16 protein-coding genes are annotated in these 16376 nt (G+C 29.5%); 8 read left to right on the top strand and 8 right to left on the bottom strand.

Annotation, left to right across the window (positions count from 1 at the left end; all coding sequences use genetic code 11):
- Nucleotides 1-102: 102 nt before the first annotated feature.
- From QU666_RS09125 to QU666_RS09105, 5 genes are all read right to left on the bottom strand, one after another.
- Entirely contained in the window at nucleotides 103-750 is a 648-nt protein-coding gene (locus tag QU666_RS09125; RefSeq protein WP_021768839.1) for an OmpA family protein, read from the bottom strand.
- A gap of 249 nt (nucleotides 751-999) precedes the next feature.
- Nucleotides 1000-4227: an autotransporter domain-containing protein gene (locus tag QU666_RS09120; RefSeq protein WP_021768840.1), complete on the bottom strand. Its 3228-nt coding sequence runs from the start codon at nucleotides 4225-4227 to the stop codon at nucleotides 1000-1002.
- 242 nt (nucleotides 4228-4469) lie between these two features.
- Nucleotides 4470-5312 carry a DUF4431 domain-containing protein gene (locus tag QU666_RS09115; RefSeq protein ID WP_021768841.1) on the bottom strand — a complete coding sequence of 281 codons (843 nt, stop codon included), beginning with the start codon at nucleotides 5310-5312 and terminating at the stop codon, nucleotides 4470-4472.
- Nucleotides 5313-5624: 312 nt separating this feature from the next.
- Nucleotides 5625-5834 carry a hypothetical protein gene (locus QU666_RS09110; protein WP_304984807.1) on the bottom strand — a complete coding sequence of 70 codons (210 nt, stop codon included), beginning with the start codon at nucleotides 5832-5834 and terminating at the stop codon, nucleotides 5625-5627.
- Nucleotides 5835-5922: 88 nt separating this feature from the next.
- Nucleotides 5923-6063: a hypothetical protein gene (locus tag QU666_RS09105; RefSeq protein WP_021768842.1), complete on the bottom strand. Its 141-nt coding sequence runs from the start codon at nucleotides 6061-6063 to the stop codon at nucleotides 5923-5925.
- A 343-nt stretch (nucleotides 6064-6406) separates the two neighbouring features.
- Between QU666_RS09105 and QU666_RS09100 the strand changes: the two genes are divergently transcribed.
- From QU666_RS09100 to QU666_RS09075, 6 genes are all read left to right on the top strand, one after another.
- Nucleotides 6407-7384, top strand: a complete 978-nt coding sequence (locus tag QU666_RS09100) for a tRNA-dihydrouridine synthase (RefSeq protein ID WP_021768843.1) — start codon at nucleotides 6407-6409, stop codon at nucleotides 7382-7384.
- A gap of 99 nt (nucleotides 7385-7483) precedes the next feature.
- Complete coding sequence (locus QU666_RS09095) at nucleotides 7484-7984, top strand: YhcH/YjgK/YiaL family protein (protein WP_021768844.1); 501 nt, start codon at nucleotides 7484-7486, stop codon at nucleotides 7982-7984.
- Nucleotides 7985-8040: 56 nt separating this feature from the next.
- A complete protein-coding gene (locus QU666_RS09090) occupies nucleotides 8041-9003 on the top strand; it encodes an LD-carboxypeptidase (protein WP_021768845.1) in 963 nt (320 codons plus the stop codon).
- A gap of 50 nt (nucleotides 9004-9053) precedes the next feature.
- On the top strand, nucleotides 9054-10037 hold the full coding sequence (locus QU666_RS09085; protein WP_021768846.1) for a dipeptidase: 984 nt from the start codon (nucleotides 9054-9056) through the stop codon (nucleotides 10035-10037).
- A gap of 40 nt (nucleotides 10038-10077) precedes the next feature.
- Complete coding sequence (locus QU666_RS09080; protein ID WP_021768847.1) at nucleotides 10078-10806, top strand: gamma-glutamyl-gamma-aminobutyrate hydrolase family protein; 729 nt, start codon at nucleotides 10078-10080, stop codon at nucleotides 10804-10806.
- Between the two features lie 130 nt (nucleotides 10807-10936).
- Nucleotides 10937-11128 carry a hypothetical protein gene (locus QU666_RS09075; RefSeq protein WP_021768848.1) on the top strand — a complete coding sequence of 64 codons (192 nt, stop codon included), beginning with the start codon at nucleotides 10937-10939 and terminating at the stop codon, nucleotides 11126-11128.
- A 146-nt stretch (nucleotides 11129-11274) separates the two neighbouring features.
- Here QU666_RS09075 and asnA read toward each other — a convergent pair whose 3' ends face one another.
- The 3 genes from asnA to QU666_RS09060 form a co-directional block, all read right to left on the bottom strand.
- Nucleotides 11275-12291, bottom strand: a complete 1017-nt coding sequence (gene asnA / locus QU666_RS09070) for an aspartate--ammonia ligase (protein WP_036070410.1) — start codon at nucleotides 12289-12291, stop codon at nucleotides 11275-11277.
- A 210-nt stretch (nucleotides 12292-12501) separates the two neighbouring features.
- Entirely contained in the window at nucleotides 12502-13251 is a 750-nt protein-coding gene (locus QU666_RS09065; protein ID WP_021768850.1) for a class I SAM-dependent methyltransferase, read from the bottom strand.
- A 424-nt stretch (nucleotides 13252-13675) separates the two neighbouring features.
- Nucleotides 13676-14458 (bottom strand): DUF4037 domain-containing protein, encoded by a 783-nt coding sequence (locus tag QU666_RS09060; RefSeq protein WP_021768851.1) that lies wholly within the window; start codon nucleotides 14456-14458, stop codon nucleotides 13676-13678.
- Nucleotides 14459-14824: 366 nt separating this feature from the next.
- On the opposite strand from QU666_RS09060, the gene QU666_RS09055 reads away from it, so the two are divergent.
- Both QU666_RS09055 and gmhA read left to right on the top strand, forming a co-directional pair.
- On the top strand, nucleotides 14825-15718 hold the full coding sequence (locus QU666_RS09055) for a LysR family transcriptional regulator (protein WP_006804637.1): 894 nt from the start codon (nucleotides 14825-14827) through the stop codon (nucleotides 15716-15718).
- 44 nt (nucleotides 15719-15762) lie between these two features.
- Nucleotides 15763-16347 carry a D-sedoheptulose 7-phosphate isomerase gene (gene gmhA / locus QU666_RS09050; protein ID WP_021768852.1) on the top strand — a complete coding sequence of 195 codons (585 nt, stop codon included), beginning with the start codon at nucleotides 15763-15765 and terminating at the stop codon, nucleotides 16345-16347.
- The last annotated feature ends 29 nt before the right edge of the window (nucleotides 16348-16376 follow it).

Raw genomic sequence — 16376 nt, 5'->3', positions numbered from 1 at the left:
TTTTTTTCAATCTCAAAAAGACTAACTATCATTTTAAAACTTCGTAAAAAAAGGAGTTAATTCAAAATTTAATTTGAAAAAACCCCTAAAAATTTTTAAAGATTATTGTTGATTTGCGATTATAGCAATTTCTACTCTTCTGTTTTGAGCTCTTCCAGCTTCTGTCGAATTACTTGCGATTGGTTGTTTGCTTCCATACCCACGTGAAGTTATTCTTGAGCTTGAAATACCTTGTGACTCAAGGTAAGATTCTACTGAATTTGCACGATTTACAGAAAGTGGATTGTTAATTGCATCATTTCCTGTTGTGTCTGTGTGTCCTGATACTACGATTGTTGAATCAGGGTAAGTCTTTAATACAGTTGCTACTGAATCTAGTGTATTTCTAAATTGTGGTTTAATTACATAACTGTTTATATCAAAAGTAATATTTTCAGGTGCTGTTAATTTAATTTCACCTTCTCCAGTTCTTTTTACGTCTACTCCAGTTCCTTTTAATTTATTTCTTAATTCTTTTTCTTGTCTATCAAAAATATTTCCAATAGCCGCTCCAACTGCAGCTCCTCCAGCTGTACCAATTAATGTACCTTTTGTATCTTTTCCTATAGCTTGTCCGATTACAGCTCCCGCAGCCGCTCCAATTCCTGCACCGATTCCAGTTTTACTAACTTTTCTCGTTCCATCAGTAGCAGTTGTACAAGAAACTACTGTTAATAATGATAATAGAATAATTGCTAATACTTTTTTCATATTGACTCCTCCTTAATAAGAAAATATTTATTTTCAATATATTGTACTCTATTATTCTATTATTTGAGTTTATTTTCACTTTGAAAATATTTTATCTTGAGGAATTAAATGTTTTAGTAAAAAAAATTGATAAATTTTAAATTTTTAGAATAAAAACTTTAGATTTTTTGAAAAAATGAGATAGTTTTTAAATAAAAAACAGGAACAAATTTTTCTCTGTCCCTGTTTTAAAATCAAATATAAAATAAATTAGAATGAAACACCAAGTCCGACACCAACGTGTGAATTTTTATCCTTCGTATCATATCCACCATTTACTGTGAAATTAAAGTTTCCTGCTTCAAATCCTACTTTTACGTCGCTCTTGAAGTTTCCACGTCTTTCGTATTTTGCACCTTTTAAGTTAATTTTAGTGCTTGTGTTCGTAAATTTAGCTTCGTTTGCCTTGCTTTCAACTTTTCCTAGTTCATGTTCATAACCAAGTCCTAAAGATGCCTTGAATTTAGTATTTTCTGTAATTGGAGCGGAATATCCAACTTCAACTCCTGCAGATGGTTTTACAGAATAGTAATTGCTTCCTTTAACTTCCATATTTAAAGTTCCGTCTTTTTCCTTAATTTTTGAAAATTTACTATAGCCAAGTTTTAGACCAGCGTAAGGCTTAACTGTAACATTTTCTCCAACTTGGAAAGTTTTTCCTAATTCGTTCTTAATTGCAAATCCGTAAGCATTGTAGTTAGCCTTGTTTTCATAAACATTATTTCCGATTACAAATCTTCTCTTCATATCGTTTTTGGAAACAAATCCATCTCCGCTTAAAGTCCATTCAAGATTATTTAAGTCAAATGTCTTGTAAGCACCTAATTTAAACATTGTTACATTTTCTTTTGATTTTCCACTGTCTTTAAATTTGAAGTTGTTAATAACTGTTCCGACATAAATTCCCTGTTTTGCATCAGCATTATTGAATAAATATGAAATTCCGTAAGCTGAGCTGTTTGAATCTGCTAATTCTGGCGTTCTTGCCTCATGTTTATCCCTGTTAAAGAAAGTAGAAACATGATGTCCAGATTTATCAGCATTTTCTTTTTGTAAAGCAGAAAGTTTATTGTCTAAAATATCATCAGTCTGTGCTATTCTTTGTTGAACATTGATATATTGACTTCCATTAATTTCACGATAAGTTCTTGCCAACGCCTTTCTGTCGCTCAATGTATTTAAGTAGTTGAATACTTGTTTATCTTTTGAATCTGCCACAGTTCCAGTATATTTTTCATCTAGCCCATTAGCCACTTCTGCAGTTGTTTCACTATCTGCAAATTTTGCATAGGATTGTTTTTTCAAAGTAACTTTTTCCACTTTGTTATTTTTAATTTCTGAATCGGCTTCCCATACTAAAGAACCTGTTTTTACATTCCAGTTTGCAATATTGCTTGACTGAATAGATTTGTTAAATGGATCAAGCACATCATTTCCAACAGTTACTTCAGTAGCATTAGTTTTTTCAGTAGCTTCTGCACCGATTAATAAATCTGCACTTTGTAATCCTAAGTTTGAAAGACCTTCAATTGGTTTTGTTTTTCCTAATGTGTCTACGTAAACTCCCAAATCTCCGTTGATTGGTTTTGTTTTGTTTGAGAGAACTTTAATAGTTCTTGTGTTGTCTACACGGTCTCTTACGGCACCGCCACTAACTTCAATATCTCCATAATTCTTAATTATTCCGCCAGCAACAACAATTCCTGCACCGCCAGCAGATTCAATGTGGATTTTACCATTATTTGTGAATTCAGAATCTTTTCCTACAACTACACCAATTGCATCTTTTGGAGTTCCAACAGTTGTTATCGTACCGCTGTTTGTACCTTTAGAACCATTTGCCAAGTACATTCCGATACCGCCATCCTTAGTGATGCTGATAGTTCCTTTGTTTTCTAAAGTATTTCCGTTGATTCCTGCCATACCGATTGAATCTTTACCGATTTCTATAATTCCGTTATTTATCATTTTTGCATTTGGATTATCGCTGTACATTCCCATGCTTGGGTTGTTTCTGTCAGATGAATCACCTATTCTGATTTTTCCAGTAGAACCAAAATATTTTTGATTTTCTACATTATAGGCACCGTCTCCGCCAGCGTAGATTCCGATTGACTTATCTCCATAAAGATTGATTTCTCCAACACTTCCAATTACGTCTTGTGGAGTATCTGAAGCTGCAGGATCTTTCTTCTGGTTACGGACATTTGACCACATTCCAATTACATTAGGTGCTGTACTTTCAATTTTTCCATTGCTTAAATTTGTAATAAATCCTTTGTTGTCATAGTAAGGCTTGTCCATATACATTCCTGTTGAATTTTCCCCAAGGAGAATATCTCCATCGTTTCTTGCAGAGTTGTGCGGAATAGGAGCAGAAGGTCCAAGCAGTCCATAGTCAAATTCAGATTCTGCACTCCAGTAAACTGCAACAGAGTTTTTACCAACAGAAATTTTTCCACGGTTATCAAAGTTTGACGCAGTACCGTATGCTCCGATTGAGTTGCTACCTTTCATATCGATAGTACCACGGTTATAATTCATATCGTTTGGAACAAATTCATATTCAAATCCATACAATCCTTTAATTCCAATTTGATTGTCTTTTGTTCCAGTAATTGTTTTACCAGAATTAATAGTGAAAGTAGAATTTGTAACATCTACTTTATTATACAAGTCGTTAGGATCATCCAAGTTTACATCTTTGTCTACAAGAAGTCTGGAATTATCAAATTTAACCAGTTTATAGCCAGTACCATTAATTGTTGGTCTTTGATTTGCAGGAATTTTGGCAAGAAGATTTGAAACATCAGTTTTAGACAATTCTACTTCAACACCTTTAAGTACGAACAAATATGAATTAGGCTCCATATTAAATGTCAATTTATCAGCATTGTTTATAAGTTTTGTGAAATAATGCTTAACGGCTTCCTGAGGATCTGTAAAAAAGTGTGTGTTTCCACTGTAAACGCTATTTCCTTCAAAAAATGCCATTGCTCCTCCGCCTGCTTTTACATCCATTGTTGTTGGAACAGCTATAGTAAGAGGTTTTGTAGCTGAACGGTTCAAGTAAAATCCAATTTCCCTGTCTTTAACTTCATAGTGATTTCTGCTGGCAGTTTTAGGTACATCTAGTTTTTCTCCAGCAATGTTATATGCAAAAATGTCTAATTCCGAATTAGGAATTGCACTAAGATTTATTTTTGGAAATCTTGCATTTGGACTTAATGATGGTGCTGCAGGATTTTGAGCAGCTGGGTTAGTTGGGGAATTTGGATTGGTAACTGATGAATTTCCGATACCACTATTATTTCCACCAGTTCTACTGGTTCCGCCAATACCTCTTTTTCCAATTCCAGTTGTTGAATTATTGCTTGTACAACTTAATAAAGCAATTAATGAAATTGCAAGTAACATTAATTTTTTATTTTTTTTCATAATAATCCTCTCCTTTAAAGAATATATATACCAAAATTATTAAACAGTAAATAAAATTCTGTATTATATTATATTTTCATTGTAACTTATATTTTTAAAAAAGTCAATACCTAATTATATATTTTTTTTAGGCAATTAAATTTCTGTTTTTAAAAAAGGTTTTATAAATTACTTATTTTTTTGAAATTTGGTAAATAAAAAAGCTGTCTTACTTTAAATAAAACAGCTAATTTTTGTATTTATTAATTTAAGATTTTAACTTCAGAAACAGAAATTAAAACAGGTGTAAAATGATGTCCTGTATGAGAATGAAAAAATGAACCTGTAACTTGAATACGTTTACCGTAAGCATTGTGTGATTTTAAATAGTTTATGTGTTCTTCTGAAGGAGCCATTTGGATTGTGCGTTGGTTAGTTTCTGTTTCGTTAAATTCATCTCCTCCATTTGCTACGACTGTAATTGGCGAACTTAATTTTAAAACATACGGTTTTTGAATTCCCGTTTCTGTTTCAAATTCCTTAATTCCAAAAGTTCCAACTATTGTAACTGGCTCATCATATTTGTATGTGGATTTATTAGGATTTTCAGAAACATGCTTTTGTTTATTTTCAACATTTTTATCAGAAATCAAATCGCTTTCCAAAATCAGTTTCCATTCGCCATTTACATTTTCAAAAACAAGATAGGAAGGATATTCTTTTGTACCTTTTTTAGTTGTAACTTCCTTGATAAATTCAGCTTTTGCTTGCTTATTGGAAATTTGAGTAACAGTGATGTCTCCTTTTATTTTTTGTCCGTAAATAGGATTATTTGCAAAAAATTTTTTTTGATCTGAAATATAGTATGCTTTAGTAACAGAGGACTGATAATATTCAATTTTATCTCCTAAAATTTTTTCTAAGGTATCAAAGTCAGCATTACTTGAGGCTTCATTCCAGACATTAACCATTTTTTTAATTTGTTCTTCGTTTGTTTCTTCCTTTTGTATAGGTTTTTCGATGCTAGATGAGGAAATGTTATTTTCTTTTTTTTCACATGAGAATAAAGATAGAAGTACCACTAGTAATAATAAAATTTTTTTCATCCATTGCTCCTTTCACGATTAAATTTTTATTGAAATCAATAATCTTAAAGTTGTTAAATAGTTAAAAAATTTTTAGTTTATAAAATTATTAGTATTTCTTCTATTATATTCATTATACTATGATTTTTATAAATGTCAAATTTTAGCTTTACTTAATTTCAAAGGAAATAATAAAGTTCTTTAACAAATCCTTTTATAATGTTCAAAAATAAAAAACACTCAGAAAGTAGCTTTTTAAGTTATTTCTCCAAGTGCTTTTTAATTTTATTTCTTACAAGGGTTTTCTATAACATCATTTTATAAATTTTTTATTTAGTCAACGAATTCAGCATCTTCTAAATATAAATTGTTATATCCATTTCCATAAAATTCAACTGTATAAGTATAACCTTCTTCAAGTCTATCAAAAATACCATCTGTAAATGTAAAGTATTTACCAGAATCTAAACTTCTACATGTTGAAGAGTTATAATTAACATCTGTAACCCTACAACTTACAACATATCTTGAAAATCCCAACATCCCACATACTAAAAAGATTCCTAAAATCAATTTTTTCATCTTAAATCACTCCTTGTTTACTTTTTTTAATTTTCTTGATTTAACAATATTAATAATATCCGCTATCTATTAGTGCTCCTGTAACAGCTCCCTCTACTCCGCCAAAAGCTGCTCCTAAAAGTGTCGCACAACTTGTACAGCTCAACATAAGAACCAAAGCTAATAGAAATAATTTGATTTTTGCTTTCATAACTATTTTTTCCTCCTGTTATAATGCATCTAATAACTTCATTTCTTTTTACAACATAATTATACAACATAATTTTTCAAATGTCAACATTTTTTTGTAAAAATATTTTACGTTTTTAAAAAAAGTAATAAAATAACCGTTTTTATATCTGGAATATAAAAAATAATTATTTATAAATACTTTATAATTCTTCAAAATCTAATTGAGAATAATAAAATCTACTTAAAATTTGAAAATGTACTAGAATTATTAAGTTTAGCCTGTTATATAAAAAAACTGTTTTTAGTTTGATTTTTAAAGAGTTTAAGTGTATAATATAAAATAAAAAAAAGTAGGAGAAAAAATGAAAATATATACTGCCCCAATGGCTGGTACTACAGATTATTCCTTTAGAAAGATACTTGAAAAATTTGATCCAGATTTTTTGTTCACAGAAATGGTAAATGCTAATTTATTAAATCGTGAAGATGATACTACAATAAATGAACTTTTAAAATGTGATGATAAACAGCGAACTGGAACACAAATTTTTGGCGGAGATAAGGAAGAATTGATTTCAGGAATTTTAAAACTGAAAAATTTTGGATTTAAAAAAATTAATATAAATATGGGATGTCCACAGCCTAAGATTATAAAAAACGGAGCAGGTTCAGCACTTCTTGAAAACTATAACTTAGTTGATCAGGTTCTTTTTGAAACACAAAATATTGGTGCTGAAATTTCTATAAAAATACGTATTGGCTATAAAGATTTTAACAATCCTGAAATATTTTTGAATTTGGCAAATAAGCATAATCTTGATTTTATCTGTGTGCATGGACGGACTCAAAAGCAAATGTATTCTGGAACTGCCAACTGGGAAATTGTTGAAAAACTAAGCAAAATGCCAAGAAATATAGATTTTTTTGGAAACGGCGATTTATTTGAGCCTTCTGAAATACATCAAAAAATAGCCTCCTGCAACCTTGACGGCATAATACTTTCACGAGGCATAATCGGTAATCCTTGGCTAATTCCACAAACAAGGGAATTTCTGAATATTGGTAAAATAAACACAATTCAAACTTTTGATGAAACAAAATCACTTGTTTTGGAACATTTGCAAAATATCGTGAAATATAAAGGAGAAATGAAGGCTGTACTTGAAATAAATAAATTTCTACGTCCATATTTTCAAAAATTTTGGGATAAAAATTTGAATAGAAATAGTGAAATTGCAGTAATTGAGAACTTTTATGATGAAAATTTAAAAAGTAAAATTGATAAAATTATTTTGGAAAAAGAAATTATGAAAAAGATAAAAATGATTGAAATGTTGTAAATAAAGTTTTAAATAAGTTTTTTTATTGAAATTCTTAATAAAAAAGGGTATAATCACAGTTAAGAATTAGCTGTGATTTTTTAAAGGAGAGTGTAAAAAATGATTTTTACAAATATGAATGATGAAGTGCAAAACAAAAGTTTGGCAAAGGATATTCAATTTTGTATTGAATATGCGAAAAGAAATGGAAATAAAATTTTATCACTTGTACATGGGAGTTATGATGTAGGATATAATGATATTAAAATGAATGTAGGAAAATATTTTACAAAACAAGAAAATGAGAAAATTTGGGAAAGTCACAAAAAATATTTGGACGTACAAATCATGATTAATGGAACTGAAAAAGTTGCAATTAGTAATATTCGTAATATGGAAGTTAAGAGCTTTGATTCGGAAAAGGATTTAGTAATTTTGGAAGGTGAAAAAGAATTTGATTTAGTAATGAGAACAGGAGATGTACTCGTATTTTTTCCAAATGATGTGCATAAGCCTGAACTTAATATTTCTGAAACTGATAATTCTGGAAGTATAAGAAAAATCGTTACAAAGGCTGTTTTTAAAATTGAAATTGACAAAACAAGAATGTTCAATAAATAATAAACACAGTTAAGTATAAAGATATAAAGTTGAAAAAAATAAAAAGGAGTTTAAGGATGAATTTTCCAGAACCATTGAAGCAAGGAGATAAAGTTTTTTTAGTATGTACTTCTTCACCTATTTTTGCAGAAGATATTAAAAAATGTAAGGAAACTATTAAAAACTTAGGTTTTGAGCCAGTATTAGGGGAAAGCCTTTTTGAGAATATTGGAGGATATATGGCGGGAACGCCTGAAATTAGGGTAACAGATTTGCACAGGGCTTTTTCTGATGATGAAATTAAAGGAATTTTTTGTGTGAAGGGCGGATTTAGTGCTTCACAACTTTTGGATAAGCTGGACTATGAATTGATAAAGAAAAATCCTAAAGTTTTTGTGGGTTATAGCGATGTTACAAATTTGAGCATTTCTTTTAATCAGAAGTGTAATTTGGGAGTTTTTCACGGTCCTATGGTAAAATCGAATATGTTTAATGATTTTAATGAGTTTACAAAAAAATCTTTTTTTAATGCCTTGGATAAGAAAAAAGATGAAAAATGGTTATTTGAAAATCCAATAGATGAAAAAACTGGAACAGAAAAAGAAACTTCACTTCTGTATAAAAAGGATTTTGAAAATAAAAAAATAAACGGCGAATTAACTGGTGGAAATCTTTCAATAATTGTTACAACTTTAGGAACAGATTATGAAATTGATACAAAAGGAAAAATATTTTTTATTGAGGAAATCGAAGAAGAAATCAGCAGAATTGACAGAATGATGACACATTTGAAATATGCTGGAAAATTTGAAGACTGTAATGCAGTTTTGTTAGGTAATTTTGCAGGCTGTGAAAATACTTATGGGGAAAATTATGAGTTAATGGACTTTTTAAAAGATTTTTTCAAGGATTATGAAAAACCTGTAATTTATGGACTTGAAAGTGGACATGAAAAGCCTGACTTGGTAACAATGCCGATGGGAGCAAAATGTACTTTGAAAATTAATGAAAATAAGAATGAAATTTATTTTGAAAAATAGAAGTACAGAAAACAGTATAAATAAATTTACTTAGAAAGAAGGAAAAATCAATGTTTTTTGATATGCATGCAGATGTGTGGACAGATAATTTCTGGGAATATCAGAAGAGAAATAAAGATGTTATCAGAAATAAATATAAGGAAAAATTCTTGAAAGGAGGGCTTTTTGGAGGGATTTTTGTTATTTATTTGAATGTAAATGAAGTGGAGAATGCTGAAGAATATTTTTTTGCAGATTTGCGAGCAATGACTGAGGAATTGTATCACGCAAGAGATTTGATAAAGGTTATAAAAGAGCCATCTGATTTTAAAATTTTTGAAAATTGGGAAAATATTAAGGAAGAAGATAAAAAGTTTGGAGTTATGCTTGGGATAGAAGGGCTTCCAGGGATTGGAGATAAACTTGACTATATTTATTTATTAAATCAGCTTGGTGTGCGACATATTGGAATGACTTGGAATGAAACAAACGCTTTTGCAACAGGGCAGAGCGGAGATAAAAACAGGGGATTGACTTCACTTGGAATTGACGCTGTGAGAATAATCAATGAATTGGGAATCCTACTTGATGTTTCACATGCCAACGATAAAACATTCTGGGATATTGCCAAACATTCTAAAAAGCCTTTTTTTGCTTCACATTCTAATGCCAGAAGCCTTTGTCCGTCAATGAGAAACTTAACTGACGATCAAATTTTGTGTATTGGTGAACAAGGGGGAATGGTTGGAATGAACAGTTACCATAATTTTGTCAGTCAGAATGAAAATGAGAAAAATTTGGAAATGCTTTTAAATCATTTAGAGTATGTAGCTGAAAAAATTGGACTGGATAAAGTTGGATTTGGACTTGACTTTGCAGAGTATTATACTCCAGAAGGAGAAGAAGCTGGTGGACTTCTTGGTCTTCACGATGTTACAGAGTTAGGCAATGTAAAAAAAGCCTTGAAAAAAAGAGGATATTCTCAAAATGAAATTGATATGGTAACTTATAAGAACTTTATTGATTTTTTTGGAAGAGTGAGAAATTTCAAATAAAAAATAATAGCAAAAGTTAGAAAAGAAAGGAACTTAATAAATGAACAATAAAAGAAAACCAATTATAGGGATTACTACTTCGTTGGAATTAAACCCAAACAGACTGAATGATCATAAGACAATAGTTTCTGTGGATTACAGCAAGGCGATTATAAATGCTGGAGGAATACCGTTTATTTTGCCAATAACAGAAAATATGGAAGTTATAAGCGAGCAAATTCAGCATTTAGATGGTCTTTTACTTTCTGGAGGAGGAGATCCTGATCCGATTTTATATGGAGAGGACTGTCTGCAGGAAGTTGGGAGCATTACGCCAGAGCGGGATAAATTTGAGCTTACAATTTTGGATGAGTTTATGAAAACTGGAAAGCCTATTTTTGGGATTTGCCGTGGATTACAAATTGCAAATATCTATTTTGGCGGAAGTTTGTATCAAGATGTAAAATATACAGGAACAACTATTAATCACATGCAAAAGTGGCTTCCTGACCTGCCTACGCACGATATAAATATTGAAAAGGATAATATTTTATTTGAAATTTTTGGTGAAAAAACAAGAATTAATTCTTATCATCATCAAATGATAAAAGATTTGGGAAATGATTTGACTGCTATTGCAAAAGCAAATGATGGGATAATAGAAGCTTTTCAAAATAAAAATCATAAATTCTTTTACGCAGTACAATGGCATCCTGAAATGATGGCAGTTCGTGGCAATGAGAAAATGCAAGAGATTTTTGATAAATTTATTGAAAGTTGTGGAAAATAGAAAATATTTTAAAATTAAAATTATATAATGGAATTCTAATCAAAAAAAAAAACGATAATGAAAGCATATTATAAAAAATATCTAGTATAATTTTAATAACTAAAATATTTTAAAGGAAGTGTAAAAAGGTATGAAAAACTTGATTAAAATTTTAACAGTAATTTTGCTGGGATTAAGTTTGACTGGATGTGAATTGTTTGATCCAAGAGAGTGGCAAAAAGCTACAGAGTATCGAAGAGAAAGAGGTATACACTGTTATAAGCAATATGGAAATGTTCGTTGTGAGGATAAAGATGGAAATGACGTAACGTATGGAATGTAAAAAAATATTGAAAGGAATGTTATTAAGAAATATATGTGCAGGACAGAGGAATAGTATTATTTTATTTAGCAAAACCCGTTTAATAAAAAAGTGAAAAACTAAAATTAATTAGTAATTCACTTTTTTTTCATTTCAGATTTTTTATTTTAGTACCATAAAAGATTAATTCCATTTTCTTTACATTCTTTTACGATTTCAGGAGTCCAAACTGAAGCCTGAACTTCCCCAATGTGAGCTTTTTGTAATAAAAACATGCAAATTCTTGACTGTCCGATTCCTCCCCCGATTGTCAATGGCAATTCATCATTTAAAAGCATTTTATGAAAATCAAAAGTTTTTCTTTCTTCCAAGTTCAGTTCCTTCAATTGACGTTCCAGAGCTGTTTTGTCTACACGGATTCCCATTGACGATAATTCTAACGAGCTGTCAAGAATTGGATTCCACATAATCAAATCTCCGTTTAATTCCCAATCATCATAGTCTGGAGCACGTCCATCGTGTTTTTCTCCTGATTCCAGCACTTTTCCAATTTGCATAATGAAAATTGCACCATTTTCTTTGGCAAATTTATCTTCTCTTTGACTTGGAGTCAATTCAGGATATAAATTTTCCAGTTCTTGTGAGGTAATGAATGTTACTTCCTTTGGTAAAAATTTTTCAAATTTATTGAATTTGTCTGTCAATTCTTTTTCTGTATTTAAAAAGACTTGATATATTTTTTTTACAGTGTTTTTTAGAAAGTCCAAATTTCGGTCTTCTTTTGAAATAACTTTTTCCCAGTCCCACTGATCCACATAAATTGAATGTGTATTATCCAGATCTTCATCTCTTCTAATGGCATTCATATCTGTATAAATACCTTTTCCAGCCTCTACCCCATATTGCTTCAGTGCTATTCTTTTCCATTTTGCAAGTGAATGCACAATTTCCAATGTTGTGTCTGGCATTTCCAGCATTTCAAAAGCCACAGGACGTTCAACGCCATTTAAGTTATCGTTAATTCCTGCTGACTTTCTAACGAACATAGGTGCAGAAATTCTTGTTAAGTCCAATGCTTTCGCAAGCTCTCTCTCAAAACAGTCTTTTGCCACTTTTATAGCAATTTCTGTTTCCATAATCCCGTATTTTGGATCATAATTTTTTGGAATTATAATACTTGACATATACTCTCCTTCTTTCACAGTTTTTTTATTCTACCTGTAAATGTTATCAAAATTCTTATTTATTGTCAAATTTTTTATTTTTCTTAAAAAGAATATTTATAAATACTCAGATAAAAGATTTTTTTAACTTAAATTGCAATATTAATTGTGCCAATTTTTTCTAAAACAACACCTCTTATCTTAAAGTTGAGAATGAAAATACTGTTTTATCTATTTTCTGAATGTAATACAATAAAATCTGTTATTCCATAAAAAGTCTGTCTTCTTTTCTTTTACACTTTCAGGTATGCATTTCTGAATTTCACTTAAATCAAAATCTGTATTCCTGTAGTAATTTTTTGTAAAAATACTTTTCTTATATTGAGTTCCGATAAAATCTGCGGTTTCATCTGCTATCATTATTTTTGAACCAGGTTTTGATACACGAATCATTTCTTTTATAGCCAGAGCCTTATCAGTAAAAAAATTAATTCCTCCTACATGAAAAACAATATCAAAAACATTGTCCTTAAAAGGTAAATCTTCTGCACAGCAATTTACTAGTGTGAGATTTGTTTTTTTTCTCCAAATTGAATGACATTTTTTTAACATACCACGGGAAATGTCTATACCTGTAAAATCTAAAGATTTTAAATCAACATTCTGTGGAATAAAATTTAAATCCTTTCCAGTACCGATGGAAACGTACAAAACAGAAATACCATTTTTCCATTCCAGATGTTCCATAAGATTTTTTCTCATTTCAGAAATTGTATTCCCATATCTGAGCAGTCCTATCCATTTTTCACCAAAATCATACCAGAACGATAATTTATCATACATATTCATATATTTTTTATTATCTCCTGAAAGATAATCCCTGTTTACATATGAAAAAATTTTTTCTTCTCCTTTTAAGCTTTCAATATTGATATTTTCTTTCAATTTTTTCAGAAATTTTTCGTCATCGGTTCTTATCATAGTGCTCTCCTTTAATTTTTTATTGTATAAATTAAATATATTTATAGTGAATTTTTTTTAAATTAAGTAGATGATTACTATATAAATAAAAAAATAGATATTATTTTTAAATTTTGTTTTAAAACATTATGATTATATTATTTTTATTCTAAATTACAATATTAAATGATCAAACGAGCTGGGATTAGTGCATAACACTATCACCTAAACATTTAACTCATAAACATGTAAAGCATATAGGAATAACTGTTATTGCGATGTGAAAGGGACGATAACTGATACTCTTTATGCTTAAAAAAAGGAAAAATCTAAAATAAAGTTACCCTTTTATTAATTTAACTGAATAATTTAGATATAAATTGAAATTGTTTTAGTTTGTCAAATAAATATTAGGCTGTTTGTAATAAAAAAACTATTTAAAAATTTAGCGAGAAATCTTTTTTATATTATTTACAATATTTTCTATATCATTCATTAATAAAGATTGATTTTCTTCTGAATACATATGTGAAAAAAGAGAATTTAGATTTTCTTCAAAGTTTTCAGGCAAAATTTTGCATTGTTTTTTGCAAAGTTGAATTAAACGTTTTTCACCAGGGTGTGTTATCTCGTTTATTGCGAATAATAAGTCAAAATATGAAGCTAGAAATTCTGTTATTCTGTGATTTATACTGACAAAATCTTTTCTTAAAATTGCTTTTTTTATTTGGTTTGGGTATGCTGGCATTGAAGAGTCTATTAATTCCAGCTGTCTTTTTATGATGTTTTCTTTTAGCTGTTTTGGGTAATTTATGGTATATTTATTTTTGTATTTTTCAAGAGTTCCATTTTTATCATATAAAATTTTGCAAGTAATTAGATTGTGCCACATGCAAGTTGTGTAAGAATTGCTTGGGTGATATTCAGCAACAACCCTTTCGATACCTTTCATAAAATCTTTCATGTCTCGGTAAAGAATGTCTATTTCGATTCCGTTATTTAGGACACAATTATCTTCGTATTCCCAAAAGCTGTTTCCAATTTCCATATAACTGCAGAATTTTTGTAGAATATTTTTTCTTTTTTCTTCACTAATTGGGGAATTTACGTAAAGATACACATCGTAATCTGATTTTTCATCATAATTTTCTCCCGCTCGTGAGTCTCCTAATGCAATTGCTTCAACTTCTTCCAATAAAGACAGTTCTTTAAATAATTGTTCTACCATTTTTCCTCCTAGTTTTAAAAATTTAATTATGTTAATGTTTGTATTCTATCATTAAAATATTAGATTTTTCTATAATTTTTTGATAGATAGAAATAATTAAAACGTATTTTGAAATTATTATTTTACTTTAAGATATTTACAACAAAACAAAAATAATTTGATTGTCAAAATAAATAATGATATAATATTTATGCATTTTAAAACAAGTATTTAAAGTTTTGAATAAAATATTTTCAAAAAAATCTAATCATTAAACAAAGTAATTTTTAAATGAATTCTTTCATTCTTCAATGTTTTATTTACTAGACAAAAATATATGTATGAGTTATAATAGTACAAAGAATATATGATTGGAGAGAAATAAGTGTGGATGTACATCATTTAAAAATTTTCTTTGAGGCGTGCAAGGAAAAGAGTTTTACGAAAGCTGCAAAAAATTTATTTATAAGTCAATCTGCGGTATCAATACAAATAAAAAAACTGGAAACAAAACTTGGAATCCAGCTTATTGAAAGAAATTCTAAAAATTTTAGATTGACTTTTGCGGGAAAAGAGCTTTATCGGATGTCAAAGGATGTTTTTGACAAGATTTTGCGAGTGGAAAAGGAAATGGAAAAAATTTCGCATTATGGCAAAGGGAAAATTTGCATAGGGGCGACTCATAATATTGGAGAGCCTGTATTGCCAAGAATTATGGTGGAATTTAAGAAACATAATCCTGAAATTGAATTTGATTTGTATATCAAAAATCGTGAATCCCTTGTGAAACATCTGAAAGAAGGAACAGTTGACATTGCTTTAATGGAGGAATATTTCATTGAAGATAAAGAAATAAAAGTTATTGAAACTGAGGAATATCCTTTTGTCGTTGTGGCAGGGAAAAAAATATCAGATTACAATGAATTAAAGGAAATGCAGCTGTTAAAGCGAGATACTGTATTGACAAGCAAATACTTGGATTTATTTGAAAAAATAATAGGATTTAATTTTGAAAACAGAATTGTCATAAATGGAAGTATCGAAACGATGAAAAACCTTATAAAAAGTGGTCTTGGTTTTGCCGTTCTGCCATATTACAGCGTTTATGAGGAAATCGAAAAAGGCACATTAAAAGTAATTCATAACTTTGAAAAATCTGAAGATAAGTTTCAAATTGCTTATATTCGTGAAAATGGCGAAAAACCTGGAATTTCCAAATTTGTGAAATTTGTGAAGGATTACAAAATTACACCAGCGTTATTTTCAGTAAAAAATAAATAGTAATTTAAACAGATAATTTATAAATAAATTTTAGGAGGAAAATTGTGTTAAAAGAAAATATCAGAAATTCTTATTTAACAGCTTTTGAAACTGTGAAGACTTTTGTGGAAAATGAGGAAAATATTGAAAAAACAGAAAAAATTGCACAGGAGTTGGCACAAGCGTACAAAAATGGTAAAAAATCGCTTATTGCAGGAAATGGTGGAAGTAACTGTGATGCAATGCACTTTGCTGAAGAATTTACAGGAAGATTTAGAAATGATAGAAAAGCATTGCCGTCTATAAGTATTAGTGATTCTTCGCATATTACATGCGTTGGAAACGACTATGGATTTGACTTTATTTTTGCAAAAGGCGTGGAAGCGTTTGGGCAAGAAGGTGATTTTTTCTTTGGAATTTCAACTTCGGGAAATTCTAAAAATATAATTGAAGCTGTTAAATCAGCTAAGGAAAGAAATTTAAAAACAGTGGCATTACTTGGAAAAGATGGTGGAAAATTGAAGGGAGTATGTGACTATGAATTCATAATTCCTGGAGAAACATCAGACAGGATTCAGGAAGTTCACATGATGATTTTACACATTATAATTGAAGGTGTAGAAAGAATTTTATTTCCTGAAAATTACTAGAAATAACAATGCTTTTTGTAAATTCAAGG

Origin of the sequence: Leptotrichia sp. HMT-225 (genome assembly GCF_030644325.1) — a bacterium.
In the GTDB taxonomy this organism is placed as follows: domain Bacteria; phylum Fusobacteriota; class Fusobacteriia; order Fusobacteriales; family Leptotrichiaceae; genus Leptotrichia; species Leptotrichia massiliensis.
Note: the sequence above shows the minus strand (reverse complement) of the source record. Positions and strands in the feature narration are given on the sequence as shown.